Annotated in this window: 26 protein-coding genes; 5 read left to right on the top strand and 21 right to left on the bottom strand. The window is 66.5% G+C overall.

Going from position 1 to position 25,493, the window contains the following annotated elements:
* Positions 1-18 precede the first annotated feature (18 nt).
* From AC3A6P_RS20670 to mihF, 7 genes are all read right to left on the bottom strand, one after another.
* Positions 19-759 carry a methionine ABC transporter permease gene (locus AC3A6P_RS20670; protein ID WP_487693585.1) on the bottom strand — a complete coding sequence of 247 codons (741 nt, stop codon included), beginning with the start codon at positions 757-759 and terminating at the stop codon, positions 19-21.
* Positions 756-1,733: a methionine ABC transporter ATP-binding protein gene (locus AC3A6P_RS20665; protein WP_487693584.1), complete on the bottom strand. Its 978-nt coding sequence runs from the start codon at positions 1,731-1,733 to the stop codon at positions 756-758. Before AC3A6P_RS20665 ends, AC3A6P_RS20670 begins: the two co-directional genes overlap by 4 nt.
* 200 nt (positions 1,734-1,933) lie before the next feature.
* Positions 1,934-3,133, bottom strand: coding sequence for a methionine adenosyltransferase (gene metK / locus AC3A6P_RS20660; RefSeq protein ID WP_487693583.1), 1,200 nt, complete (start codon positions 3,131-3,133; stop codon positions 1,934-1,936).
* 128 nt (positions 3,134-3,261) lie between these two features.
* Positions 3,262-4,515: a bifunctional phosphopantothenoylcysteine decarboxylase/phosphopantothenate--cysteine ligase CoaBC gene (gene coaBC, locus AC3A6P_RS20655; RefSeq protein ID WP_487693716.1), complete on the bottom strand. Its 1,254-nt coding sequence runs from the start codon at positions 4,513-4,515 to the stop codon at positions 3,262-3,264.
* A gap of 69 nt (positions 4,516-4,584) precedes the next feature.
* Entirely contained in the window at positions 4,585-4,887 is a 303-nt protein-coding gene (rpoZ, locus tag AC3A6P_RS20650) for a DNA-directed RNA polymerase subunit omega (RefSeq protein ID WP_487693715.1), read from the bottom strand.
* 62 nt (positions 4,888-4,949) lie between these two features.
* The gene (gmk, locus tag AC3A6P_RS20645; RefSeq protein WP_487693714.1) at positions 4,950-5,588 is read right to left on the bottom strand and encodes a guanylate kinase; all 639 of its coding nucleotides are present in this window, start codon (positions 5,586-5,588) and stop codon (positions 4,950-4,952) included.
* 9 nt (positions 5,589-5,597) lie between these two features.
* Positions 5,598-5,915 carry an integration host factor, actinobacterial type gene (gene mihF, locus AC3A6P_RS20640; protein WP_068916654.1) on the bottom strand — a complete coding sequence of 106 codons (318 nt, stop codon included), beginning with the start codon at positions 5,913-5,915 and terminating at the stop codon, positions 5,598-5,600.
* Positions 5,916-6,518: 603 nt separating this feature from the next.
* Between mihF and AC3A6P_RS20635 the strand changes: the two genes are divergently transcribed.
* On the top strand, positions 6,519-6,824 hold the full coding sequence (locus tag AC3A6P_RS20635; RefSeq protein WP_487693582.1) for a hypothetical protein: 306 nt from the start codon (positions 6,519-6,521) through the stop codon (positions 6,822-6,824).
* A gap of 30 nt (positions 6,825-6,854) precedes the next feature.
* On the opposite strand, the gene AC3A6P_RS20630 is transcribed toward AC3A6P_RS20635, so the two are convergent.
* The 9 genes from AC3A6P_RS20630 to pyrR form a co-directional block, all read right to left on the bottom strand.
* Positions 6,855-7,343, bottom strand: coding sequence for a hypothetical protein (locus tag AC3A6P_RS20630; protein WP_487693581.1), 489 nt, complete (start codon positions 7,341-7,343; stop codon positions 6,855-6,857).
* A 60-nt stretch (positions 7,344-7,403) separates the two neighbouring features.
* The gene (locus AC3A6P_RS20625) at positions 7,404-7,733 is read right to left on the bottom strand and encodes a hypothetical protein (protein WP_487693580.1); all 330 of its coding nucleotides are present in this window, start codon (positions 7,731-7,733) and stop codon (positions 7,404-7,406) included.
* 153 nt (positions 7,734-7,886) lie between these two features.
* Positions 7,887-8,708, bottom strand: coding sequence for an orotidine-5'-phosphate decarboxylase (gene pyrF / locus AC3A6P_RS20620; protein WP_487693579.1), 822 nt, complete (start codon positions 8,706-8,708; stop codon positions 7,887-7,889).
* A gap of 4 nt (positions 8,709-8,712) precedes the next feature.
* A complete protein-coding gene (gene carB, locus AC3A6P_RS20615; RefSeq protein WP_487693578.1) occupies positions 8,713-12,054 on the bottom strand; it encodes a carbamoyl-phosphate synthase large subunit in 3,342 nt (1,113 codons plus the stop codon).
* Positions 12,055-12,142: 88 nt separating this feature from the next.
* Positions 12,143-13,267 carry a glutamine-hydrolyzing carbamoyl-phosphate synthase small subunit gene (gene carA / locus AC3A6P_RS20610; protein ID WP_487693577.1) on the bottom strand — a complete coding sequence of 375 codons (1,125 nt, stop codon included), beginning with the start codon at positions 13,265-13,267 and terminating at the stop codon, positions 12,143-12,145.
* On the bottom strand, positions 13,264-13,806 hold the full coding sequence (locus tag AC3A6P_RS20605; protein WP_487693576.1) for a PH-like domain-containing protein: 543 nt from the start codon (positions 13,804-13,806) through the stop codon (positions 13,264-13,266). The genes carA and AC3A6P_RS20605 overlap by 4 nt, the downstream gene beginning before the upstream one ends.
* Positions 13,803-15,086, bottom strand: a complete 1,284-nt coding sequence (locus AC3A6P_RS20600; RefSeq protein ID WP_487693575.1) for a dihydroorotase — start codon at positions 15,084-15,086, stop codon at positions 13,803-13,805. Before AC3A6P_RS20600 ends, AC3A6P_RS20605 begins: the two co-directional genes overlap by 4 nt.
* Positions 15,083-16,033 (bottom strand): aspartate carbamoyltransferase catalytic subunit, encoded by a 951-nt coding sequence (locus AC3A6P_RS20595; RefSeq protein WP_487693574.1) that lies wholly within the window; start codon positions 16,031-16,033, stop codon positions 15,083-15,085. The genes AC3A6P_RS20600 and AC3A6P_RS20595 overlap by 4 nt, the downstream gene beginning before the upstream one ends.
* Positions 16,030-16,617 carry a bifunctional pyr operon transcriptional regulator/uracil phosphoribosyltransferase PyrR gene (gene pyrR / locus AC3A6P_RS20590; RefSeq protein WP_487693573.1) on the bottom strand — a complete coding sequence of 196 codons (588 nt, stop codon included), beginning with the start codon at positions 16,615-16,617 and terminating at the stop codon, positions 16,030-16,032. The genes AC3A6P_RS20595 and pyrR overlap by 4 nt, the downstream gene beginning before the upstream one ends.
* A gap of 98 nt (positions 16,618-16,715) precedes the next feature.
* Between pyrR and AC3A6P_RS20585 the strand changes: the two genes are divergently transcribed.
* Both AC3A6P_RS20585 and AC3A6P_RS20580 read left to right on the top strand, forming a co-directional pair.
* Complete coding sequence (locus tag AC3A6P_RS20585; protein WP_487693572.1) at positions 16,716-17,918, top strand: serine hydrolase domain-containing protein; 1,203 nt, start codon at positions 16,716-16,718, stop codon at positions 17,916-17,918.
* A gap of 22 nt (positions 17,919-17,940) precedes the next feature.
* Positions 17,941-18,129: a hypothetical protein gene (locus AC3A6P_RS20580; protein WP_487693571.1), complete on the top strand. Its 189-nt coding sequence runs from the start codon at positions 17,941-17,943 to the stop codon at positions 18,127-18,129.
* Positions 18,130-18,225: 96 nt separating this feature from the next.
* On the opposite strand, the gene AC3A6P_RS20575 is transcribed toward AC3A6P_RS20580, so the two are convergent.
* The 3 genes from AC3A6P_RS20575 to AC3A6P_RS20565 all read right to left on the bottom strand — a co-directional run bounded on the left by AC3A6P_RS20575 (position 18,226) and on the right by AC3A6P_RS20565 (position 20,720).
* A complete protein-coding gene (locus tag AC3A6P_RS20575) occupies positions 18,226-18,852 on the bottom strand; it encodes a DUF3887 domain-containing protein (RefSeq protein WP_487693570.1) in 627 nt (208 codons plus the stop codon).
* Positions 18,853-19,227: 375 nt separating this feature from the next.
* Entirely contained in the window at positions 19,228-19,965 is a 738-nt protein-coding gene (locus AC3A6P_RS20570; RefSeq protein WP_487693569.1) for an SDR family oxidoreductase, read from the bottom strand.
* A gap of 14 nt (positions 19,966-19,979) precedes the next feature.
* Positions 19,980-20,720: an SDR family oxidoreductase gene (locus tag AC3A6P_RS20565; RefSeq protein WP_487693568.1), complete on the bottom strand. Its 741-nt coding sequence runs from the start codon at positions 20,718-20,720 to the stop codon at positions 19,980-19,982.
* Positions 20,721-20,822: 102 nt separating this feature from the next.
* Between AC3A6P_RS20565 and AC3A6P_RS20560 the strand changes: the two genes are divergently transcribed.
* Both AC3A6P_RS20560 and AC3A6P_RS20555 read left to right on the top strand, forming a co-directional pair.
* Positions 20,823-21,713 (top strand): LysR family transcriptional regulator, encoded by an 891-nt coding sequence (locus tag AC3A6P_RS20560; RefSeq protein ID WP_487693567.1) that lies wholly within the window; start codon positions 20,823-20,825, stop codon positions 21,711-21,713.
* A gap of 167 nt (positions 21,714-21,880) precedes the next feature.
* Positions 21,881-22,774 (top strand): hypothetical protein, encoded by an 894-nt coding sequence (locus tag AC3A6P_RS20555; RefSeq protein ID WP_487693566.1) that lies wholly within the window; start codon positions 21,881-21,883, stop codon positions 22,772-22,774.
* 58 nt (positions 22,775-22,832) lie between these two features.
* On the opposite strand, the gene AC3A6P_RS20550 is transcribed toward AC3A6P_RS20555, so the two are convergent.
* A complete protein-coding gene (locus tag AC3A6P_RS20550) occupies positions 22,833-24,260 on the bottom strand; it encodes a phytoene desaturase family protein (RefSeq protein WP_487693565.1) in 1,428 nt (475 codons plus the stop codon).
* On the bottom strand, positions 24,257-25,351 hold the full coding sequence (locus AC3A6P_RS20545) for an FAD-dependent monooxygenase (protein ID WP_487693564.1): 1,095 nt from the start codon (positions 25,349-25,351) through the stop codon (positions 24,257-24,259). Before AC3A6P_RS20545 ends, AC3A6P_RS20550 begins: the two co-directional genes overlap by 4 nt.
* Between the last annotated feature and the right edge of the window lie 142 nt (positions 25,352-25,493).

The following is a 25,493-nucleotide window of genomic DNA, read 5'->3' as shown; positions in this document are numbered from 1 at the left end:
GGTGTGGAAGGACAACCGCTACAAGGACACTCGCTCGAGGCCAGCAGTCTCACCCCCTCCGCGTCGGGCCCGGTGGTCGGTCTTGCGGGCGAAATAGTCGCCCACCACCTGGAAGATGGTGGCCAGCACGATCAGCAGCAGCACCGTCGTCCAGAGCACCGGCCCGTCGTACGAGCGGGCGCCGTAGCGGATCGCCAGGTCACCGAGTCCCCCACCGCCGATCACGCCGGCCAGCGCGGAGTACCCCAGCAGGGCGATGATCGTGATCGTCAGCCCGGCGATGATGCTGCTGATGGCCTCCGGCAGAAGCGTTTTGGTGATGATCTGCCATCGGGTGGCGCCCACCACCCTGGCCGCGTCGATCTTGCCGGCGTTCACCTCGCGCAACGACGACTCCACCAGCCGCGCCAGGAACGGGATGGTGCCGATGGTCAGCGGCACCATGGCCGCGACGGTGCCCAGGCTCGACCCCACCAGCAGCCGGCCCAGCGGCCAGAGGGCGATCACCAGCACCAGGAACGGCAGCGAGCGCAGTACGTTGACGATGACTCCGAGGGTGCGGTTGAGCCAGCGGACCGGCGAAAGTCCGCCTGGCGCCGTGGTGTACAGCAGCACACCCAGCGGGATACCGAAGATGATCACCACGACGAACGGGATGAACACCAGCTGCAGGGTCTGGTTCAGCGCCACCGGTACCGCGTCGGTGTCGAGCAGGATCGAGTCGTGCAGCCAGGCGGTGAATCCGTCGAAGATGCTCACGCCGGTACCACCGCTGAGAGGCCCTGTGCCGCGAACCATTTCGTGTAGCGATCGGCGTGTTCCGGAGCCGAGTGCCCGATTCCGGTCAGGCTCAGCTGGAACTGTGACACCGACTGCCCGCCCAGATGCAGCACTTCGCCGTCGAGGATGCGCACCTCGGTGTCGAGGTCGCGGGCCAATGCGCCGATGAACGCCGCCGAGGCATCGGCGCCGGCGTGCACGTTGACGATGAGCTCGCCGGCGGCGGGGGCCGGTGGGGCCGCCAGCGGCGGCAGCAGACCCGAAGCCGGATCGCTGGCGACCTCAGCCAGCGAGCCGGCAGCGATGACCCGCCCCGAAGACAGCACCGCCACCCGATCGGCGATCTGCCGGACGATGCCCAGGTCATGGGTGATCAGCAGGATCGTCACATCCAGCTCGTCCCGCAACTGGGTCAACAGCGCCAGGATCTCCTGCGTGGTGGTGGGGTCCAGCGCGCTGGTCGGTTCGTCGGCCAGCAGCACCGACGGCTTGGCCGCCAGCGCCCGGGCGATGCCCACCCGCTGCTGCTGACCGCCGGACAGCTGCGCCGGGTAGTCCTCGCCGCGGCCGGCCAGGCCCACCAGCTCCAGCAGTTCCTGGGCCCGGTGCCAGCGTTTGGTCCGGTCCCATCCGGCGATCTCCAGCGGGTATTCGATATTGCGCCGCGCGGTGCGGTTGTCCAACAGGTTCGCCGACTGGAAGACATTGCCGAGACGCCGGCGCGCGGTCCGCAGTTCCCGCTCGGACAGTGCGGTGAGGTCCTGGCCGTCGAGCACCACCCGGCCTCTGGTGGGGCGTTCCAGCAGCGCGATGTTGCGGACCAGCGTGCTCTTGCCCGAGCCGCTGCTGCCCACGACGCCGAGGATCTCGCCTTGGCCGACGGAGATCGACACCCCGTCGAGCGCCCGCGTCTCGCCGTAGACCTTCGTCAGGTCTTCGGTGTGGATAGACATTCTGGGCCTGCCTCAACGGTCTGCACGGACAACGCGCTAGATACTAAGAAGCAGCGGCCACCGGTCCTGACCACCCGGCGATGAATTCACCCTTTCCGCAGGGGTTTTCGCTCAAATCAAGGTGAGTAAAACTCGGCGACCGAAAAAGCGACGAGGGTCGTGATCCCAGACGGATCACGACCCTCGAAGCAATCTGGAGACTAGACGGAAGCCTTCAGGTCGTCGACCTTGTTGACCTGCTCCCACGGCAGTTCGATATCGGTGCGGCCGAAGTGACCGTAGGCGGCGGTCTGCGCGTAGATCGGCCGCAGCAGATCCAGATCGCGCACGATCGCACCCGGACGCAGGTCGAAGACCGACGTGATGGCCTTCTCGATGCGGGCCGGGTCGACGGTCTCGGTGCCGAAGGTCTCCACGAACAGACCCACCGGAGCCGCCTTGCCGATGGCGTAGGCGACCTGGACCTCGACGCGCTCGGCCAGGCCGGCGGCGACGACGTTCTTGGCAACCCAGCGCATCGCATACGCGGCCGAGCGGTCCACCTTGGACGGATCCTTGCCGGAGAAGGCGCCGCCACCGTGGCGGGCCCAGCCGCCGTAGGTGTCGACGATGATCTTGCGACCGGTCAGTCCGGCGTCACCCATCGGACCGCCGAGCACGAACTTGCCGGTCGGGTTGACCAGCAGGCGGAAATCGGAGGTGTCCAGGGTCTCGTGCGCCAAGTCGTCGAGCACGGTGTTGACGACCTTTTCCCGGATGTCGGGCGACAGCATGGTGTCCAGGTCGATGTCGGCGGCGTGCTGCGTCGAGAGCACCACGGTGTCCAGCCGTACCGGGGTGGTGCCGTCGTACTGGATGGTCACCTGGGTCTTGCCGTCGGGACGCAGGTACGGCAGGACGCCGTTCTTGCGCACCTCGGTCAGGCGGCGCGACAGCCGGTGGGCCAGCGCGATCGGCAGCGGCATCAGCTCGGGGGTGTCCTTGATGGCGTAGCCGAACATCAGGCCCTGGTCGCCGGCGCCCTGCAGATCCAACGGATCCACGGCGCCTTCCACCCGGGTCTCATGAGCGGTGTCGACACCCTGGGCGATATCCGGCGACTGCGCGCCGATGGCGATGTTCACCCCGCACGAGGCGCCGTCGAAGCCCTTGGTCGACGAGTCATAGCCGATGTCGAGGATGCGGTCACGCACGATCTTCGGGATGTCGGCGTAAGCGCTGGTGGTCACCTCGCCCGCGACATGCACCTGACCCGTGGTCACCAGCGTCTCGACCGCCACCCGCGAACGAGGATCCTCAGCCAGGAGCGCGTCGAGCACCGAGTCACTGATGGCGTCACAGATCTTGTCGGGATGCCCCTCGGTCACCGACTCGCTCGTGAACAGCCGTGCTTTGCTCACGTCCCCATCCCTTCCGGCGCTAGGCCCTCATTCACAGTTCAGCCGGGCGAAGTTTATCGCCGTTGTCGTCGTCAGCCCCCGCAGCGTGCCCGTATGCAGCCGTCATGCGCAACTCGGGGTAGCGGGTGTCAGTTTCTCCCAGACTGAAGAATTTGTCCGATCGCGTCCACAATACGGCTCGCCATGAGTGTTTTGGACCCGTGCTCCAGCGCCGCTTCGGTGCCGTCGGCGGCCAGCAACCACCCGTCATTGCTGTCCACCTCGAATGCGCGCCCTTCGCCGACGGCGTTGACCACCAGCAGGTCGCAGCCCTTGCGCTTGAGCTTCGCGCGGGCGTGGAACAACACGTCACCCGAGGCGTCGCCGGTTTCTGCGGCGAAGCCGACGATCGCCTGCATGTTGGGCAGCTGACCGTCGGTGCGGGCGCGGACGGCGCCCGCGAGCACGTCGTCGTTGCGCACCAGCTCGATGGACGTCGGTTCCGAGTCGCCGCCCTTCTTCATCTTTGTCGCCGCGACCTGGGCGGGGCGGAAATCGGCCACCGCGGCCGCCATCACCAGAACGTTCACGTCCGGGGCGTGTTTGGACACCGCGTCGCGCAACTGCGCGGCCGATCCGATGTGCACGACGTCGACGCCGGCGGGGTCGGGCAGCGCGGCGGTGTTACCGGCGATCAGGGTGACCTCGGCGCCACGTTGAGCGGCCACCCGGGCCACGGCGTAGCCCTGCTTACCGGAGCTGCGGTTGCCGAGGAAGCGCACCGGGTCCAGCGCCTCGCGGGTGCCACCCGCGGTCACCAGCATCTTGACCCCGGTGAGGTCGAAGGGCAACGCATCGGCCCGGGCCAGCAGCAGTTCAGCGAATGTGGTGATCTCTTCGGGTTCCGGCAACCGGCCCGGTCCGGAGTCGCGACCGGTCAGTCGGCCGGAGGCGGGCTCGAGGACCACGGCGCCACGCTGTCGCAGCGTCGCCACGTTGTCGACGGTGGCCGGATGCAGCCACATCTCGGTGTGCATCGCCGGGGCGAACAGCACCGGACAGCGCGCGGTCAAGAGAGTGGCGGTCAGCAGGTCGTCCGCACGGCCGGCGACCGCACGGGCCAGCAGGTCGGCGGTGGCCGGGGCGATCACCACCAGATCGGCCTCCTGGCCGATGCGCACGTGCGGCACCTCGGAGACGTCCTCGAAGACGCCGGTGTGTACGGGGTGCCCGGAAAGGGCTTCGAAGGTGGCCGCGCCGACGAAACGCAGCGCGGACTCGGTGGGCACGACGCGCACGTCGTGCCCGGCTTCGGAAAGCTGACGGATCACCGAGCAGGCCTTGTAGGCGGCGATACCGCCTGCCACTCCGACGACGACCCGTTTGCGGCTCACGGGCGACAGCTCTGGTCGACGGGCGGACAGTGACGCCCCTGGTCTTGGCCCCCGAGCCTCATCCGCGCAGCGCCTGCCCTATTCGCCTTCGGTGTGCTCGAGGAGGTCGCCGTGGATCTCGCGCATGGCGATCGAGAGCGGCTTCTCCTGCAGACCCGGCTCGACGAGCGGACCCACGTATTCGAGGATGCCGTCGCCCAGCTGGTTGTAGTAGTCGTTGATTTGACGGGCGCGCTTGGCGGCGTAGATCACCAGCGCGTACTTGCTCGACGCACGGTCGAGCAGCTCGTCGATGGGCGGGTTGGTGATGCCCAGCGGCGTGTCGTAGGCACCCTGGAGCGCCGAGCCCGCAGCCGTGTCGAACTGGTCAACACCGGACAGCGTATCGGGATTGGTCACGTAGAAATCTCCTGGCGATTATCGGGTGGAGCTCAAAATGCGCGTCAAGACGACGTCGATGAAGCGTCCGGCGCAGTTCCTGCCAGCAAGGATACCAATTCCGCGCAGGCAGCCTCTAATTGCCTGTTCACGACAATGACATCGAAGTCATTCTGGGCGGCGATCTCGGCCCGCGCGGTGTCGAGACGGCGCCGCATCACCTCGGGTGACTCGGTGCCGCGGCCGACGAGCCGGCGCTCGAGATCTTCCCAGCTGGGCGGCGCCAGGAACACCGACACCGCCTCGGGCATGGCTTGCTTGACCGATCGGGCGCCGGCCAGGTCGACCTCGATGAGCACCGGATTCCCGGCCGCCACCGCCTCCAGGACCGGTTGCGCCGGGGTCCCGGAGCGGTGCAGGCCGCGGTGGATCTCCGCCCACTCGAGCAGCGCGCCCCGGTCGATCAACCGCTGGAACGCCTCGGTGGACACGAAGTGGTAATCCACTCCGTCGACCTCCCCAGGGCGCGGGGCCCTGGTGGTGGCCGACACACTGAAATGCAGCTGCGGAAGCCGTTCCCGCAGGCATCTGACCACGGTGGACTTACCGACCGCAGAGGGACCGGACAGCACGACCACACGGCCTCGGGAGCCTGGGCTCCCAGGGCCGCGGGGCGCGCCGCTATCCGGTCCCCCGACAGCGATCACCGACCTCTACGAGGGGTCGAACTTGTCCAGCAGCGCCTTGCGCTGCCGGTCGCCCAGGCCGCGCAGACGACGCGTCGGGGCGATCTCCAGCTCGGTCATGATCTCCTGCGCCTTGACCTTGCCGACCTTGGGCAGGGCTTCCAGCAGTGCGGAGACCTTCATCTTGCCCAAGACCTCATCGGTCTCGGCATCCTTGAGCACCTGGGAGAGGTTGGTGCCGCCACGCTTGAGCCGATCTTTGAGTTCGGCTCGTGCTCGACGAGCGGCAGCAGCCTTCTCCAACGCTGCCGCGCGCTGTTCGTCGGTCAACTGGGGAAGGGCCACGGTTCCTCCGTCTCATAACCATCTTGTCGATCGCGACCTGAACAGATCGCGATCATTGTTTTGTCTCGGCCGGGGTACGCCAGCCAGCGACGACGACCGTACCCACGCTGACTGACGAAATCTAACCCCACCCCCCTTCGGCTCCGACAAAGGCCCAGCGTGTAGGCCCCGACACGCCGTGATCCGGACCGGTGGGCGGGCACCGGCAGACGCGTCGGCGGCGGGTTGCCCGGAGCCGCGGACCGCCGGTGAATCCGCTGCGCAACACCGCTTTTCGCCATACCCGCCAGTTCTCTGCCACGTCCCGGCTGTCACTCGGGCGCCCGATCGGCCGACTCCAGCGGCTTCTCAGAAGACTTCCTGGCGTGTCGCGCGTGTCGGCAAAAGTCCGCTGACCACGGCAAGAGCACTTTCCATCGCATCTGTCACGCCAGTCACTCCGAACGCATAGGACGGCTAATGGTTCACCGCGACGGATCCGTTACCGGTTGCACAGGCTGGGCCCATCGGCGCCACATCCCGGCCACACGGTCGCTCCATAGCGTCAGCGGCGTTGGTCAACCGCCAACCACGAGATCCTCGACAGATTCGGAGTCGTTCCAGATGAAGTTCACCCGCATGATCGCCACCTCGACGCTCGCGGCCGGCGTCGCCGCCGCCGGCCTCTTCGGCCTCGGAACGGGCATTGCCGCCGCGAACCCGGGTCAGCCGTGCGGTGGGCCCGGGCAGGCGGTCTGCCAGCCGAACCCCGGGCCGAACGGCAACCTCCCGGTCAACCAGCGCGGAATCGACCAGGGCCGACAGGACCACAAGCCGTTCATGTACGAGGGCCATCAGGTGACCCCGTTGCCCGCGGGCAATGGGGCGGGCTGGGGTTTCTGGTTCCTGGGGCGCTGGATCGCGCTCTAGACCGGCCGGTCGAGAGACGGCCGGTCTTGGCTAGCGCTTGATCTCCACCAACAGCACCCACGCGTTGGCGGTGGCAGACAGAAAACCCGTGGCGACGGCGGCGGTCACCCAGTACAGACCGCCGCCGGCGCCGGCGGCCAACGAGACGCCGGCAAGAACGAACATCAGGGCCGGCCCCAGCAGCACCGACACCTGATACCAGGTGCGAGCCGGAGGGCGGCCCTGCCGGTGCCGCAGTCCGGCCACCAGCGCCGCCACCGACATCGCCACACCCAGGGCACCCAGTTCAGCGGCCACGACGCCGACCGGCTGCCCGGGCGTCACCAACAAGATCGAGGCCACCAGGATCGTCACGGTGAGACCCAACGTCGCGGCCGCACGCGCCGGGACACCGGGATAGGCGAGCACGTCGCTGAGATTCAGCGACAGCCCGACGAACAGCAGTCCTGCGAATGCGGCGGCACCTCCCCCGACCGCCTGCGCGAAATCCGACCAGGCAGCCACGTCATAGGCCGTCACCGTGCCCCCTACCCTCGCCCCCTACCCTCGCCGTGCTCCGAGAGTCTAGAGCGGACGGATTCAGCGGCGGGCGATTCCCGAGGTACGTGCGGAGGCCTTCTCCGCGGCCCTGGCCGCGTCTCTGGCCGAGGCATCGGCGATCCAGCGCTGCAACCTGCCCGCGGTGCGCCACAGCGCGGCCTGCAGCGCCTCCGACCCGGCCTCGGCCTGCGCGCCGCGGATGAGCTGGTCGGCGATCCGGGTGACGATGGCCACGGGGATCCGCACCGTCGTGTCACCGGAGGCCTGAACGCGCCCGGCCAGCGTCCTGCTGTCCTCGGCCAGCTCACCGACAGCCTGCGCCGCCCCGGAGTCCGGCTGCTGACGGTAGGCTTGCGCGAGCGCTCCCATGCACGTAATTGCCTGGTGTGCAGTACTTTTCGGTATCATCACGGTGGCACCCGGAGTCATACCCGGATACTGCCTCATCCGCCTTGCCGCCAGGCAACACCCGCGACAACACCGTCCGAACTCCCAGCGGGCGGTTGGTGATTCGGGCCAGCGTCAGGCCAGATGTGCCACGGCGTCGCGCAGCCGCTCGGCGGCGGCACGCACTGCCGCGACGTCGGGCCCGGCCCGCAACACCTCTCGTGACACCGCCGGCAGCAGCTGACCCGGTAGCGCACCTCCCAGGCCGGCCAACGCCTCCGGACGGCCACCCTGAGCGCCGACGCCGGGCACCAGCACGGGGCCGGACAGTGCGCTCACATCCGGTGGGTCGGGCAAGGTGGCGCCGACGACGACGCCCACCGACCCGGGCTCCGGTGCCCGGGTGCGGTTGACGGCTGCTGCGGCGTCCACCATCGACTGCGCGAGGGTGCGCCCGTCCGCCGTCACCGCCTGCTGCACGCCGGCGCCTTCCGGATTCGACGTGGCCGCCAGGACGAAGACACCGCGGTCGTGCGCCGCCGCGGTGTCCAGCAGGGGCGCAAGCGAGCCGAACCCCAGGTACGGCGAGGCCGTCACCGCGTCACATGCCAACGGTGAATCCCCGGCCCACGCCGCGGCGTAGGCCGCCATGGTGGTGCCGATGTCCCCGCGTTTGGCGTCGGCGAGCACCAGCACCCCGGCGCTGCGCAGTTCGGCGATGGTCCGTTCCAGCACGGCGTAGCCCGCCGAGCCGTAGGTCTCGAAGAACGCGACCTGTGGTTTGACGACGGCGAACCCGTCGAGGGCCGTCACGCACACCTCACAGAACGCGGCCAGCCCGTCGGCATCCGCCGTGAGCCCCCATGCGGTCAGCAACTCGGGATGCGGGTCGATGCCCACACACAGCGGTCCACGGGCTTGCACCGCGTCGCGCAACCGGGCACCGAAACCGGGCACCTGGCTAGTTCCCGTCCAGCGCGGCGTGCAACTCCTGCAGCGACCGCACCCCGATATCGCCCCGGATACCGGCCTCGATGCCCTGCACCGCCGCCGAGGCACCCTGCACGGTGGTCACACACGGGATGTTCATCTGCACCGCCGCGGCGCGGATCTCGTAGCCGTCGATACGCGGGCCGGAGTTGCCGTACGGGGTGTTGATCACCATGTTGACCTCGCCGGCGCGGATCACGTCGACCGCCGACCTCGCCGGCCGGTCGGGAGTGGCCTCCTCGAAGATCTTGCGCACCACGTCACAGGGAATCCCGTTGCGGCGCAGCATCTCCGCGGTGCCGTCGGTGGCCAGGACCTTGAAACCCAGATCGGCCAGGCGCTTCACCGGAAACACCAGCGAACGCTTGTCACGATTGGCCACCGATACGAACACCGTGCCCTGGGCCGGCAACGAGCCGTAGGCCGCGGTCTGGCTCTTGGCGAACGCACTGCCGAAGTTCTGGTCGATGCCCATCACCTCACCGGTGGACTTCATCTCCGGCCCCAGCAGCGATTCGACATTGGACCCGTCGGCCTTGCGGAACCGGTGGAACGGCAGCACGGCTTCCTTCACGGCGATCGGCGCGTTCGGCGCCGGGCTGGCCCCGTCACCCTCGGCGGCCAAGAGGCCCTCACTGCGCAGCTGCGCGATGGTGGCGCCCAACATGATTCGCGCGCAGGCCTTCGCCAGCGGCACCGCGGTGGCCTTCGACACGAACGGCACCGTGCGGCTGGCGCGCGGGTTGGCCTCCAGCACGTAGAGCACGTCGTCCTTGAGCGCGTACTGCACGTTGAGCAGGCCCACCACGCCGATACCGTGGGCGATCGCCTCGGTGGCCCGGCGCACCGAGTCGATGTCCTGGCGGCCCAGGGTCACCGGCGGCAGCGCGCATGCGGAGTCGCCGGAATGGATGCCGGCTTCCTCGATGTGTTCCATCACCCCGCCGATGTAGACGTCGGTGCCGTCGCACAGCGCGTCGACGTCGATCTCGATGGCGTCTTCGAGGAAGCGGTCCACCAGCACCGGATGCTCCGGGGACAGTTCGGTCGCGCGGGTGATGTAACCCTCGAGAGTCTGCTCGTCGTAGACGATCTCCATGCCGCGACCACCGAGCACATACGACGGGCGCACCAGCACCGGGTAGCCGATGTCGGCGGCGATCTTGCGGGCCTGCTCGAAGCTGGTGGCGGTGCCGAACCGGGGCGCGGGCAGTCCGGCACCTGCCAGCACCTCACCGAACCGGCCGCGGTCCTCGGCCAGGTCGATCGCCTCGGGCCTGGTGCCCACGATCGGCACGCCCGCCTTCTCCAGTCGCTCGGCCAGTCCCAGCGGCGTCTGCCCGCCGAGCTGGACGATCACCCCGACGACGCCCGGTCCGCCTTCACCGGAGGCCTGTTCGGCGTGGTAGACCTCGAGGACGTCCTCGAAGGTCAGGGGTTCGAAGTACAGCCGGTCGGCGGTGTCGTAGTCGGTGGACACCGTCTCCGGGTTGCAGTTCACCATCACCGTTTCGAACCCGGCCTGGCTCAGCGTGGTGGCCGCGTGCACACAGCTGTAGTCGAATTCGATGCCCTGGCCGATCCGGTTCGGGCCCGAACCCAGGATCAGCACCTTGGGCTTCTCGGTCTGCGGCGCCACCTCGGTCTCGGCGCCGGGATCGAGCTCATAGCTGCTGTAGTGATAGGGCGTGCGGGCCTCGAACTCGGCGGCACAGGTGTCGACGGTCTTGTACACCGGACGGATGCCCAGGCGCTGACGCAGCGAACGAACCCCGTTCTCACCGGCCAGTTCCGGCCGCAGCGCCGCGATCTGACCGTCCGAGAGGCCCTTGTGCTTGCTGCGCCGCAGCAGGTCCTGGTCGAGCACGGGAGCGTCGAGCAGTTCGGCGCGCAATTCGACCAGTCCGGCGATCTGGTCGACGAACCACGGGTCGACGCCGGAGGCCTGGGCCACCTGCTCGACGGTGCCACCCAGGCGCAGCGCGTATTCGATGTCGTAGAGGCGACCGTCGGTGGGGGTCTGCAGCCTGGTCAGCACCTCTTCCAGCGACCCCTCCGCGGCCGGGCCCGTCCAGAAGCCCGCCTTCTTGGTCTCCAGCGAGCGCATCACCTTGCCGAGGGCTTCGATGAAGTTGCGGCCCAACGACATCGCCTCGCCCACCGACTTCATGGTGGTGGTCAGGGTGGCATCGGCGCCGGGGAACTTCTCGAACGCGAACCGCGGCGCCTTGACCACCACGTAGTCCAGCGTCGGCTCGAAGCAGGCCGGGGTCTCCTTGGTGATGTCGTTGACGATCTCGTCGAGGGTGTAGCCGATGGCCAGCTTGGCGGCGATCTTGGCGATCGGGAAGCCGGTGGCCTTCGAGGCCAGCGCGCTGGAGCGGGACACCCGAGGGTTCATCTCGATGACGATCAACCGGCCGTCGTTCGGGTTCACCGCGAACTGGATGTTGCAGCCGCCGGTGTCGACGCCGACCTCACGCAGGATCGCGATACCCAGGTCACGCATCACCTGGTACTCACGGTCGGTCAGCGTCATCGCCGGGGCGACGGTCACCGAGTCGCCGGTGTGCACGCCCATGGGGTCGACGTTCTCGATGGAGCACACCACCACCACGTTGTCGCGGCCGTCGCGCATCAGCTCGAGTTCGTACTCTTTCCACCCGTAGATCGATTCCTCGATCAGCACGTTGGCACTCGGCGAGGCGGCCAGCCCGTCACCGGCCATCCGCTCCACGTCTTCGACCGTGGCGGCCATGCCCGAGCCCAGCCCACCCATGGTGAAGCTGGGCCGCACCACGACCGGCAACCCGAGCTCCTCGACGGTCTCGCGCACTTCCTCCATGGTGAAACAGACTCGGCTGCGGGCGGATTCACCGCCCACCTTCGCCACGATGTCCTTGAACTTCTGCCGGTCCTCACCACGCTGGATGGCGTCGAAGTCGGCGCCGATGAGTTCGACGCCGTACCTTTCCAGCGCTCCGTTCTCCGACAGCGCGACCGCGGTGTTGAGCGCGGTCTGCCCGCCCAGAGTGGCCAGCAGCGCGTCGATCTTGTTACCGCGCTCGGCCTGCTGGGCGATCACCCGCTCGACGAACGCCGGGGTGATCGGTTCGATGTACGTGTTGTCGGCGTACTCCGGGTCGGTCATGATCGTCGCCGGATTGGAGTTGATCAAGGTGACCTGCAGCCCCTCGGCACGCAGCACCCGGCAGGCCTGGGTTCCGGAGTAGTCGAACTCGGCGGCCTGGCCGATCAGGATCGGGCCGGAGCCGATGACCAGGACGTGGTTGAGGTCGGTACGACGCGGCATTACTTGCTTCTCTCCTCAGCGCGAGCGCGCGTGTTTGTACAGATTTCAGCGGCGTGTTGCGCACAGACACGCGCGCTCGCGGGGAAGGTCACTTGTCCCCCGCCATGAGCTCGATGAACTGGTCGAACAGATAGTTGGCGTCGTGCGGTCCGGCCGCGGCCTCCGGGTGGTACTGCACCGAGAAGGCCCGGCCGTTGGCGAGCTTGATCCCCTCCACCACACCGTCATTGGCGCAGGTGTGGCTGACCACGGCGCGGCCGAACTCGGTGTCGAACTCCTCACCGGCCTCACCTTCCAATGCGAACCCGTGGTTCTGCGCGGTGATCGCCACCCGGCCGGTGGTGTGATCGATCACCGGGACGTTGATACCGCGATGGCCGAACGTCATCTTGTAGGTGCCGCGGCCCAGCGCACGGCCCAGGATCTGGTTGCCGAAACAGATGCCGAACAGCGGAATCCCGGCGCCGAGCACCTCCCGGGTCACCGCCACCACATGGTCGGCGGTGGCCGGGTCACCCGGCCCGTTGGACAGGAACACCCCGTCCGGGTTGAGCGCGGTGATATCGCTGAAACTCGCCGACGACGGCAGCACATGGCTGCGGATACCGCGGTTGGCGAAGTTGCGCGGCGTGTTGGTCTTGATGCCCAGGTCCAGCGCGGCGACGGTGAACCGTTGCTCCCCAACCGGATCCACCACGTAACCGTTGTCCGTGGTGACCTCGCCGGCCAGGTCGGCGCCCAGCATCGCTTCCTGGCCGCGCACTCGCGCCACCAGCTCGTCGAGATCGGCCAGCGCGTCGCCGGAGAACACGCCCGCCTTCATCGAGCCGCGGCTGCGCAGGTGGCGCACCACCGCGCGGGTGTCGATGCCGGCGACACCCACGATCCGCTGCCGGATCAGTTCGTCTTCGAGAGTGCCGGTGGCGCGCCAGTTCGACGCGCGCGGCGACGGGTCACGCACCACGTAACCGGCCACCCAGATCTTGTCGCCGCGGCTCTCGCCGTCTTCGTCGTTCCAGCCGGTGTTACCGATCTGCGGTGCGGTCGCGACGACGATCTGGCGGTGATAGCTCGGATCGGTCAGCGTCTCCTGGTAGCCGGACATGCCGGTGGAGAACACCGCTTCCCCGAGCGTCTGCCCGACGGCACCGAATGCGGTGCCGGTGAAGGACCGGCCGTCCTCCAGAACCAAAATCGCTGTATTCGTGGTCATGCTGTGCTTCCTTCTCCGGGCGTTCCGGCTGGGCTCCCATCGGACCCCGGCGTCACCCACTTGCTGTAATCGGCGCGGTTCTCGCCGCGGAATCCGGTATCTATCTCGGTGCCCGACGGGAGTTTCCACCGGATCGCGAGAATGCCGTCGTGGGTCATCGCCTTGCCGGCGATACCGCGCTCGGCACGGATCGCGGTGATGGACTCGTCGGGAATCCAGATGGGCGTCGCCCCGCTGCGCTGCATCATGATGCCCTCGGGATAGCGGGTCAGCACCGCTTTGGTGCGGTACCCGAGATCGCCGACGGCGATGCGGTCCTGCCAGCTCGGTGCGAGTGTGCTGCCGACGTAGAGCCCTTTGGTGGGGGCGATCAACGCCGGGCCGACGGAATCAGGTAGCGCGGGCAGTCGTCCCACCAGCTCCACCTGCCGTAACGCACGACGTTTCCAGCCGCGCAGCATCAATGTGATCAGCACCGCGATCACGATCGCGATGACGGCCGCGAAGATCAGTGAACCGATGAGGGTCCCAGTGTTCACTGGCGCACTTTCCCGTCCCTGGCGGTGATCGTGCCGCGCAACAGAGTCGCTGTCACCGTGGCCGGCAGCGTCATCGCCTGGTACGGAGTGTTGGCCGACTTGCTGGCCAGATCGGTGCCCTCGACGGTCCAGGTGGCGTCCGGGTCGACGACGGTCAGGTTGGCCGGCTCACCCACCTCCAGGGGACGGCCCTGATCGGGCAGGCCGACGATGCGGGCCGGGTTCTCACTCATCACCGCTGCGACCCCGCGCCAGGTCAACAGCCCGGGGTTCACCATCGTTTCGACGACCACCGACAGGGCGGTCTGCAGACCCAGCATGCCCGGGCGCGCGTTGGCGAACTCCACACACTTCTCGTGCTCGGCGTGCGGGGCGTGATCGGTGGCCACGCAGTCGATCACACCCTCGGCCAAGGCCTGGCGCAGCGCCTGGGCATCGGAGGCCTCGCGCAGCGGCGGGTTCACCTTGTTCACCCCGTCATAGCTGTCCAACCGGCTGTCATCGAGCAGCAGGTGGTGCGGGGTCACCTCGGCGGTGATCGAAATACCTTGCGCCTTGGCCCATTTCAGCAACTCGACGGTGCCCGCGGTAGAGGCGTGACAGATGTGGACACGCGCGCCGGCGTCGCGGGCCAGCAGCGCGTCGCGGGCCACGATGGACTCTTCGGCCACCCGCGGCCAGCCGGCCAGCCCGAGGCGGGCAGCGTTGGGACCTTCATGGGCCACCGCGTTGACGGTCAGCCGAGGCTCTTCGGCGTGCTGGGCGATCAGCACCCCCAGGCCGGTGGCGTACTCCAGCGCGCGACGCATCACCAGGGGGTCCTGCACGCAAACCCCGTCGTCGGAGAACATCCGGACCTGGCCGGCGCTTGCCGCCATCAACGCCATCTCGGTGAGCTGTTTGCCCGCCAATCCGATGGTGATGGCCCCGACGGGATGCACGTCCACCAGTCCCACCTGCTGGCCGCGGTGCCACACATGGTCGGTCACCACCGAGGAGTCGGCGACCGGGCTGGTGTTGGCCATCGCGAACACCGCGGTGTAACCACCGAGAGCGGCTGCCGCAGAGCCGGTTTCGATGGTCTCGGTGTCCTCGCGGCCGGGTTCGCGCAGGTGCGTGTGCAGGTCGACGAACCCGGGCAACAGGATCTGTCCGGTGGCGTCGATCACGGTCTCGGCGTCCAGACCACTACCGATCTCGGCGATCTGCCCGTCGGCCACCAGCACGTCGACGGGATCACCTTCGCCGTAGAGTCGCACACCTTTGAGAACCAGGCTCACGCGCTGATCGCCTCCTGTTCAGCCCCGACCAGCAGATGGAAGAGCACCGCCATCCGCACATGTACACCGTTGGATACCTGTTGCAGCACCGCCGATTGCGGCGAGTCCGCCACCGACGAGGAGATCTCCATCCCGCGCAGCATCGGGCCGGGATGCAACACCACCGCATGCTCGGGCAGCAGCGCCTGGCGCTTGTCCGAGAGCCCGTAGAGCACCGAGTACTCGCGGGTGGAGGGGAAGAAACCGCCGTTCATCCGCTCGGCCTGGACCCGCAGCATCAGTACTGCGTCCGCGGCGGGCAGCTCGGCGTCCAGGTCGTGCGACACCGTGACCGGCCAGCCGGACACCCCGACCGGCAGCAGCGTCGGCGGCGCCACCAGCACCACCTCGGCGCCGAGGGTGGCCAGGAGCATGACGTTGGACCGCGCGACCCGGCTGTGCAGCACGTCGCCGACGATCACCACACGCTTGCCGTCGATCGAGCCGAGCCGCTGGCGGATGGTCAGTGCGTCCAGCAGGGCCTGCGTCGGATGTTCGTGTGTGCCGTCGCCGGCGTTGATGATGCTGGGCCCGGCTCCGTCGGCCTCGGCCGTCCACTCGGCCAACTGCTGCGGCGCACCCGAAGCGGGATGACGGATGATCAGTGCATCGGCGCCGGCCGCCCGCAAGGTGAGCGCGGTGTCGCGCAGCGACTCCCCTTTGGCCACCGACGATCCCGACGCGCTGACGTTGATCACGTCGGCGCTCATCCACTTGCCCGCCACCTCGAACGACACCCGGGTGCGGGTGGAGTTCTCGTAGAACATGGTGATCACCGTGCGCCCGCGCAGCGTCGGGAGTTTCTTCACTTCCCGGCCGAGCAGCGCCTGGCGGAACTTGTCGGCGTCGTCGAGGATGGCCACCGCATCATCGCGGGTCAGGTCAGCGGCCGTCAGCAGATGTTTCACCGGGGCGGTCCTCCATAGGGGGCGATGCGCACACCGTCGCGCCCATCGTGTTCGGTCAGCTGCACCTTGACGTTCTCGCTGCGCGAGGTCGGCACGTTCTTCCCTACATAATCGGCGCGGATGGGCAGTTCGCGATGGCCCCGGTCCACCAGGACGGCCAGCTGCACCACCCGCGGGCGACCGACATCGCGCAGCGCGTCCAGTGCCGCGCGCACCGAGCGGCCGGAATACAGCACGTCGTCGACCAGCACCACCAGCGCACCGTCGATGCCACCATCGGGGATGGAGGTGTCGGCCAGCGGTCGCGGCGGCTTGGACATCAGGTCGTCGCGGTACAAGGTGATGTCCAGGCCACCGTGCTCGACGGCGACGCCGGAGAACTCGCTGATCTGGCGGGCCAGCCGGGCAGCCAGATCGGTGCCTCGGGTGGGGATGCCCAGGAGGACGACGCGCGGGGCATCCGGTCCGTCCAGCGCCGTCTTCTCGATGATCTGGTGAGCCATCCGGGAGATGGTGCGGCTGACGTCAGCCGACGACAACAACTCCCGATCGACTTCTTGCCCAGTGTTGTCTGGTGCGCCCACGGTCTACCTTGACCTCCTTCTCCGCCTCACCGGACGGTTCTTTAAAGGATGTCGAACTGCCGGGCAGCTTAACACGGCGTCCGCGTAACCTCGGCGTGGTGAATCTGGACCCGAATCAGGCATCCATCCGTGAGGCGTGTGACAACGGACTGCTCGCCGGAGCAGTGACCCTGGTGTGGCAGCGCGGAAAGATACTGCAGGTCAACGAGATCGGCTATCGCGATGTCGAGGCGCGATTGCCGATGCAACGCGACACCATCTTCCGGATCGCATCCATGACCAAACCGGTGACCATTGCCGCCGCCATGACCCTGGTGGACGAGGGCAAGCTCACATTGGCCGAGCCGATCACCCGCTGGCTGCCGGAATTCGCGTCGGTGCGGGTGCTGGCGGAGCCCCGCGGCCCGCTCGAGGCGACGGTGCCCGCGTCGCGACCGATCACCGTGCTCGATCTGATGACCCACCAGAGCGGCCTGGCGTACCCGTTCTCGGTGTTGGGACCGTTGGCCAAGGCCTACGGCAAGCTGCCGCACCGGCAGGAACAGGACCGCTGGCTGGCCGAGCTGGTGGCGCTGCCGTTGGCGCATCAACCCGGCGAGCGGTTGACCTACAGTGTGGCCACCGATGTGCTGGGGATTCTGGTGTCGCGGGTGGTGGGCAAACCCCTCCACGAAGTGCTGCAGGAGCGGATCCTCGGCCCGCTGGGGATGACCGACACCGGGTTCTTCGTCACCCCGGCCGGGCGCCGCCGGGCCGCCACGATGTACAAGCTCGACGAGACCAACACGCTGACCCATGACGTGATGGGCCCGCCGCCGATCGCGCCGCCGCCGTTCTGCCAGGGCGGTGCCGGACTGTGGTCGACCGCCGACGACTACCTGCGATTCATCCGCATGTTGCTCGGTTTCGGGGAGGTCGACGGCGTCCGGGTGGTATCGGAGAAATCGGTCCGCCTGATGCGCACCGATCAGCTGACCGACGCCCAGAAAGCGGTGCCCTTCCTGGGCATGCCGTTCTGGGTGGGCCGCGGGTTCGGACTCAATCTGTCACTGGTCACCGACCCCGCTAAGGCCGGCCAGTTGTACGGGCCGGGCGGCCGCGGCACGTTCAGCTGGCCCGGCGCCTACGGCACCTGGTGGCAGGCCGACCCGGAGAACGACCTGATCCTGATGTATCTGATCCAGAACCTGCCGAACCTGACGGCCGACGCCGCCGCGATCGGCGGTAACACCTCGATCGCCAAACTGCAGTCGGCCCAGCCCCGCTTCGTTCGGCGCACCTATCAGGCCCTCGAACGCTGACTTGCCGAATCAGCAAGGCCGCTTGCGCATTTGGCCGCACCGGATCGTTCCCGGGTATCAGGCGCTGCACACCATGACCGCGATCCTGCTGGCCGAACGCGCACCGGCTCAAGCGCGGGTACTGATCCTCGGGGCGGGTGGCGGGCTGGAAACCAAAGCGCCGCCTGCGCGACGCGCACAGCCGGGACGAGTGCGGTCACGGTTCTCGTAGCAGCTACTGGATCTCTCGTCTAGGCCCATTGATCGTGGACTTCATGGCGAGGCATGTTGCGGTTGATTCGCAAAACCCGTTGGGGTTGTTAATGATTCATGTGCCACCATCGTCGTCGGCCGCATCAGGATTGAGGATGAACAGTCCGGCAATCGTTCGATCGTCGCGAAAAGTGATGCGAGCAACGAAATCACCGGCTTCAAAGGCCAGCGGTGTGTTGGTGATGGTGAAGTCGCCGGCGCGCACGGCGTCGGTGTCTCCGTGGCTCTCGTAGGCCCCAGCCAACCCAGCAAGGTAGGCCCACGCCTCGGCGAGCCCCTCCTCGGTCAGCCCCGCGCGCATCGTGTCATCGAACCGCTCGGTGACATCCGACCACCGGCCGTGAGCATGATCATCGATGACCGCCCGGGCCAACTCGATGGCCTCCGGAAGGGGGCTGGTTGTCATGACTTCTCCGTTTCGAGGATCGATGGGCTTGCCGTATCTCTGGAAAGCGGCCTGCCGTGAGACGCCGAGCACTTCGCCGATTTCCTGCCATGTTCGGCCGGCCTCTCGTGCCTGCTGTACCGCAGCAGCCATCAACGCCTCAGCCCCGTCTCGGATCTGGTGCGCTGCGCGCACCAGATCGAGTGGATCGTTGCCGCTATTGAGAACTGGAGCGGCGAGAATCTGAGCGAGCTGGCGATGAAGCTGTCGACCAGTCGACATGAACGAACCGGACATGCGTAAAGAGTACATTTACGTTTGGCCTTTTTGTCAACTAAACCTTGACACTACGTTGTCCCATGCCTAGCCGCGATACCCCGGCGCCACACAACTGAACGAGCGCTGCCTACGACTGCTCGTGTCGGTTCTCGCGATCGACTTCATCAGCGATGCCAGCTGGGCGTTCGGAGGCTGTCTCACGTCGCCCGCTCCGCCTTGTGCTTTTCGTTTTCTATGCGGCGAATTGCTTGGCCGCCGCACACATGCGGCCCAGGGTTGTGCCCCCGGACGGTGTAAGACAGAAATGAGACACCGCGAGCTGGTGCGTTGCGCTCACCCAAAGGCGTTCTCGCTGCTGTCTCGTTTTCTGGAACCGAGACAGGGTTTAGCTGGTCATAGATCGGACGCGCCGCCATCGACGAGTAGCTCCGTGCCGGTGGTGTAGGTGGCGTCGAACCCGAGGAAGAGGATCGCTTTTGCCACTTCTTCGGGTTCGCCGAAGCGTCGCATCGGGTTGTCGGCTTTGATCTGCTCGAGGAAAGCGCGGGCGGCCTCGACTGGCATGGTGCGCTCAAGGATGCCGGTGTCGATCGGCCCCGGGGAGACCGCGTTCACCCGGACGCCCCGGTCGAGAAGTTCGCGGGCGAAGGTTCGGGTCATAGATCGCAGTGCCGCTTTGGTTGCCGAATACACGCCTGTAGTCGCGATTCCCTTGGTATTGCTGACCGATGTCGTGAGCACCACGGCGCTGCCTGCGGCCAACAGCGGCAGAAATTTCTGCATCGTGAAGAACGGCGCTTTGGTGTTGAGTTCGAAAAGCCTGTTGTACATAGCTTCGTCGGTGTCCACGACCGTCGCGGCATCGGTGCCACCGGCGTTGAGCACCAGCAGGTCGACGCCACCGAACTCTGATGTCACCCGGTCCACGAGGGTGTCGATGCCGGACACGGCATCGATGTCGACGACGACGGCGCCGGGACCGAGTGTCGCGCGGGCCGATTGCAGCGAGGATGGGGTGCGACCAGTCACCAGCACGCGTGCGCCACGGTCGACCAACATCCTGGCGGTGGCCAGCCCGATTCCGCTCGTCCCTCCGGTGATGACGACGCGCTTGCCTTCGTATATCGTCACTGTCAGTTCGCCTCTCACAGTTGCGATTCGCCTCCGTCGACGACAAGTTCGATTCCGGCAACATAGGTGGCGTCGAAAGCCAGAAACGCCACGGCCGGGGCGAACTCGTCGGGGTGCCCCCACCGCTGCATCGGACTGCTCGCCTCGAACTGCGCCTCCAGTTGCGCGGCTTTCTCCGGTGCTTCCTTCTCCAACTTGCCGGTTTCGATCGACCCCGGGCTGATCGCGTTGACGCGAATTCCGTTGGGCAGCAACTCCTTACTCAGCGTCCGGGCCATCGACCGCAACGCCGCCTTGCTCGCCGAGTAGACGCTGAGCGCATCCCAACCGGTCTGGTTCGCAATCGAGGTCGTCAGCACCACGCCGCTGCCCTCGGCCAGCAGCGGGGCCAGCTTCTGCACCGTGAAGAAAGGGCCTTTGGTGTTGATCGCGAAGACGTCGTCGAAGGTCTGCTCGGTGACCGTGAAGAACGGGTCGAAACTCCCGATGCCCGCGTTGACGATCAACGCATCGACGGTACCGAAGTCGCGCCGGGCACGGTCGGCGAGTGCGTCGATCGCCGCGAGCGAGCTCGCGTCGCTCTGCACCGCGATCCCGCGATCACCTAGTTGGCGGGCGGCATCGTCGAGCGTGTCCGGATTGCGCCCGGTCACCATGACCCGGGCGCCGTGCTGGATTAGATAGCGGGCGGCGGCCAGTCCCAGGCCACTGCTTCCGCCGGTGATCACCACATTCTTGCCGTCGTATCTGCTCATACTGTCGAGTCTTCGGCCGCCGGGAGCATCTGTCCAAGACCTGATCGGTACCCCGCTATGCCAAAACGGAATACCTCTGAACGCAGCGAGGTTGAACGTCGAGTGAACGATCTTGGAATCGACCTGGAGCTGAGGCTGATCCGATATTTCACCGTGGTCGCCGAGCATCAGAGCTTCAGTCGCGCTGCGGCCAAACTCCATGTGGCACAGCCGTCGTTGAGCAGGCAGATCCAGCGTCTGGAGCATCGTCTGGGCGTCCGGCTGCTCGACCGCACCCCGCAAGGGGCGCTGCTCACCGAGGCCGGCAAGGCGTTTGTCCCTGAGGCACAGGCCCTTCTACGCGCGGCCCGCCAAGCGGCACTCACCGCCCGCGCTTACGCACCCGCAGGCAAAGTCGTGATCGGCTACGTCGAAGACCTCGTCATCACTCCCGCCGTCCGCGAATTGCGGCGCCGGCACCCCCACGCGGACATCGCGACCCGGCACCTGGAATGCCACGAAGAGGGGGTCTTCACCGACGGGCAGATCGACGTGCTGGTCGCCAGGACGCCGCTATTCATCCCGATCGACGACGTCCGCGTCGTTGCGCTGTACGACGAGCCGCGCATGCTCGTGATGCCCGCCGATCACTGGCTGGCTGACCGGCAGTCGGTGTCGCTGGACGACTTCGCCGAAGGCGAGTCGATCATCTGCTCACACGGCGGAACCCGCGCGATCTTCCCGACAGAGTCCTACCAGCCGAGCGACCCGGGCCCGCTGTCGGCCGGAGCCATCGTCGAAAGTTTCGAGGACAGAATGGAACTGGTCGCAAGCGGCCAGGCCGTTGCGGTCCTTCCGGTCGGCGACCACCGCAGCTCGGTACGCCCGGATCTGACCACGGTGCCACTGGACGGTTTCCCCGCCAGCAGCGTAGTCGTCGCCTCCCGGATCGGCGAAGCGAACCCACTAGTCACCGATTTCGTCTCAGCAGCAAAGATTGCACTCGTGGGTTGACAATGCACAGAGGTGGCCAATCCAAATGGCGGCCGTGGTGGTTGGACATGAGGTGAAGGCAACGACTGAGACAACATGCGAGCCGTCCAACTTCTCTAGATTCGAGACTGGAGCTCCGCCCAAAAGCCGTTGCATTCGGTCTGGGCGGTGAGTTTCAATGCCTGGACATGATTGCTCATGGTTGGTCATCGATTGCCGATGAGTTGGCGGTGGCCGCCACTCTCTTCGGCTCCGACGGCAGCGCGATTGTGGCCTCTTGGTTGGACGTCGAGGCGTCGCGAGTAAGCGACGACGACTTCGCCGCACAGTTCTACAAGCATCTGTCGCTGCCCGGGGTTTTGCCGAGCGACTACTTACACCGCATCATCCGCACCTCCGACGGTGGCCTGTTGGGCGGTATTCGTTTCCGCGGGCGAGACGTCAACCGCCCCTTCGTGGAGATCATCGCGCACGGATTCGACGACCTCCACCGACTGCGCGCATGCGTCCGTGACGAATGGTCGATGTTCAGACCAGAATACTTGAGAATATGCGCCCGCCCTGGCCGCATCTCAGAGCCAAATGCATTGCTAGACATGAGCATTTATGTCTCGCGGTACCGAGACATGCTCGCCCCGGAGCCGTCGGTGCGATTGATCCCGTTTCCGACTGCAGAACATGCGATCGAGATGGTGCGTCGCCGCTATGAACACATGGCAACCCATGATCCAACTGTGGCGCGCAACGTCTCCCCTGCGGCCCCTGACGACCTCCGTCGATGGCACCGTGCAGGCCAGTTGCAGGCAATCACGGTCGACGGCGTGTCGGTCGGAGCCATTGCGATTGCACCAGGTGCTGTTCGCTGGATTGAGGGTGACGAAATCCAGGAAGAGGTGACCGACACCGAGCACAGTGGACACGGCTACGCAGCGATGGCCCAAGCGGCGTGGGCCAGAAACATCACGGTTGATCCGGACCGGCTTCTGATCGGCACCATCGACGGTCTCAATATCGCGTCGCACAAGACAGCCACCCGCGCCCGTCGTCGCCGCGTGCTCGATCGAGTATTTGTCTCGGTGTGACCGCAGGTGCTCACCGTCTCAGGTGTGTATACCCGAGACAGGGATCGACCTCGGTTCTTCAGATTCGAGAAGGAGACGCCTCATGTTGTAGTGCGCTGCGGGCGGCGAGGTGTCCACACATGCCGTGGACGCCTCCTCCGGGCGGTGTTGATGACGAGCACAGGTAGTGCCCTCTGACCCCAAGCCAGTAGGGGTTTGCACTCAGGCGTGGTCGGGCGAAGAACGTCTGAAAGTCCATTGAGCCGCCGTTGATGTCGCCACCGACATTGTTGGGATTACTTCGCTCGAAGTCGGCGGGACGGCATACCGCCGTTGCGGCGATGCGGTCACGAAAGCCAGGGGCGAAACGCTCGATCTGGGTCACGATGGCCTCTTGGGCGTCGCCGGTGTATCCGTGTGGGACGTGCGCGTAGGTGTAGATCGGTTTCAGGTCACCAGTTGCTCGGCCAGGATCTATTTCTGCCTGCTGGGCGACGATGATGAATGGGCGTTCGGGCATCCGGTTGTTGTAGGTGTCGTGTTCGGCAGCGATCACCTCCTCGGCATTGCCGCAGACATGTACCGTCCCGGCCCGCTGCACGCGGTGGTGGGTCCAGGGAATGCCCTCGTGCACAGCAAAATCCATCTTGAAGGCAGCCGCGCCGTATCGGTATCTGGATAGTGCGCGGCGAATTCGAGAGGGAATCCGATCGCCGAGAAGTCGGGCGGGCAGACCAGGGTTGGTGTCGTAGAGAACGACATCGAAGTCACCGACGTCGCCGATCGACTTGATGGTGACCGCGGTTTCGATGTGACCACCGTGCGATCGCAGGATGCTGGCTAGGCCAGCGGCAAGTTTGGCTGTTCCTCCCTTCACTGCAGGCCAACCGTAACGGTGCCCGACAGCTCCGAACATCAATGCCACCGCGGCCGAGGGTGGGCGCGTCAGGGGTGTCCAGGCATGAGCGGCGTTGCCGGCGAACAGCGCTCGGCCTGCGGGAGTCCCGAAGATACGCATCATCACCGCGGCTGGCATCATCGCGGGCACACCAAATGTGCCGAGCCGCAACGGGTGCCGGGGAACCTTCACTATCGGGGCGAGCAAGTCCTGGGCAAGGGCGTCGTAGTTGCGTGACAGGGGGCCGAACAGATGTCGCCAGCGACGGCCATCACTGCCCAACCCGTCGGTGGTGCGTGCCAACGACCGATACAGAATGCCCGCCGAGCCGTTATCGAGGGGATGAGCCAAGTCGACGTCCGGCCAGGCCCAGTGGACGCCGTGAGACTCCAGATCCAGTGACTGCAGGAACGGTGAGGACACGGCGGTCGGCACGATGGCTGCGCAATGATCATGCAGTAATCCCGGCAAGGTCAGCTCGCTGCTGCGAAGTCCGCCTCCAATGGAGTCGGCAGCTTCTGCGACGGTGACCTCAACGCCCTCCTGAGCCAGCGTGATCGCGGCAGCGAGACCATTGGGGCCAGAACCGACGACCAGTGCCGACCTCACGGGCATTCGTTTCGAGTGTCGTGCTCTGCGGTGCTGGTGGGTGGTCGCCAGTGACTGACCGATCCCGCCATGAGTCCGAACAGGAGGCTAGGCGTGAGCCGTAAAGCCAGATTGCGGGCCTTCTCCGCAACGTCAAGGCGGGGAGTCGCGAAATATGATCCGGCTTTGGAGGCCGTGTACAGCGCGAGCACGCGTGACCGGCGTCTGTTCAGTCCCGCGAAGCCACAGCGGGCAAGGGTGATGGCGTCCTCCATGGCCAGCGCTGCGCCTTGGCCGAATGTCGGACGCATGGTGTGGGCGGCATCGCCGATCAGTGCGGCCTTGCCGCGCACGAGCTGGCGGGGTGGCCGAGCTTCGAAAATCTCCGGAGTGGCTATCCGCCCAGGATCGGCGGCGTCAATCAGCGTCGATAGGGGTGTTGGCCAATGCCGGTAGTCGTATAGTTCGGTTCCCCGGTCCTGGGTTCCGCCGTAAATGTAGGTACGGCCATCAGTAAGGGGCAAGATCCCGAAATCCGTGGTGCGTCCCCAGATAGGGCCGAACCCGGCGTCAAGCTCCCGGTCATCGATCCAGGCCCACCCCGTGATGCCGGTAGAGCGTGCCGATGGCGCCTCCGGCCACAGCAATCGTCTGGTGATGCCCCGTGTTCCGTCTGCGCCGATAATCAGATCGAACCGTTGCTCTGTTCCGCCCACAACGACAGCACCGTCGGGCTGCACTCCGGTGACGGTGCTGGAGTAGCGCAGGCACTCCGGGGGCAGCCTCTCAGTCAGCCAGGTGAGCAGCTGACCGCGTGGCACGGTTGCGTAGTGCTCTCCGCCGGTGAGCTGGGCGAGCGTTCGTCGGATGAGGACATCGCCATCTGAGTTTCGCACGGTGGCCGGCGTTTGCGACCATGGCTCCGTCACCACGCGCGCTCGAACACCGAGAATTGACAGACATGTGAGTGCATTCGAAGCCAGAGAGATAGCGCCACCAGCGGCCGACGGCCCAGAACATTTCTCGAAAACACTTACTTCGTGACCGCCTTGGCGGAAAGCAATAGCTGCCGCCAGTCCTGCGAAACCACCACCGACAATCCCCACCCTCATCACACCAAGCTATGACCGCTCGTAGTAGATGTCGAGAAGTTTCACGCAATAGGGCTGGCACGCTGCAGTCGTGCTCGCGACCGTTCGCGCCGGGAGGTTCACGGCGTTTTCGACACGCCAGCTACAGCCATGTCACCGATGA

This window comes from Mycobacterium sp. Soil_C_30, assembly GCF_057656995.1.
Note: the sequence above shows the minus strand (reverse complement) of the source record. Positions and strands in the feature narration are given on the sequence as shown.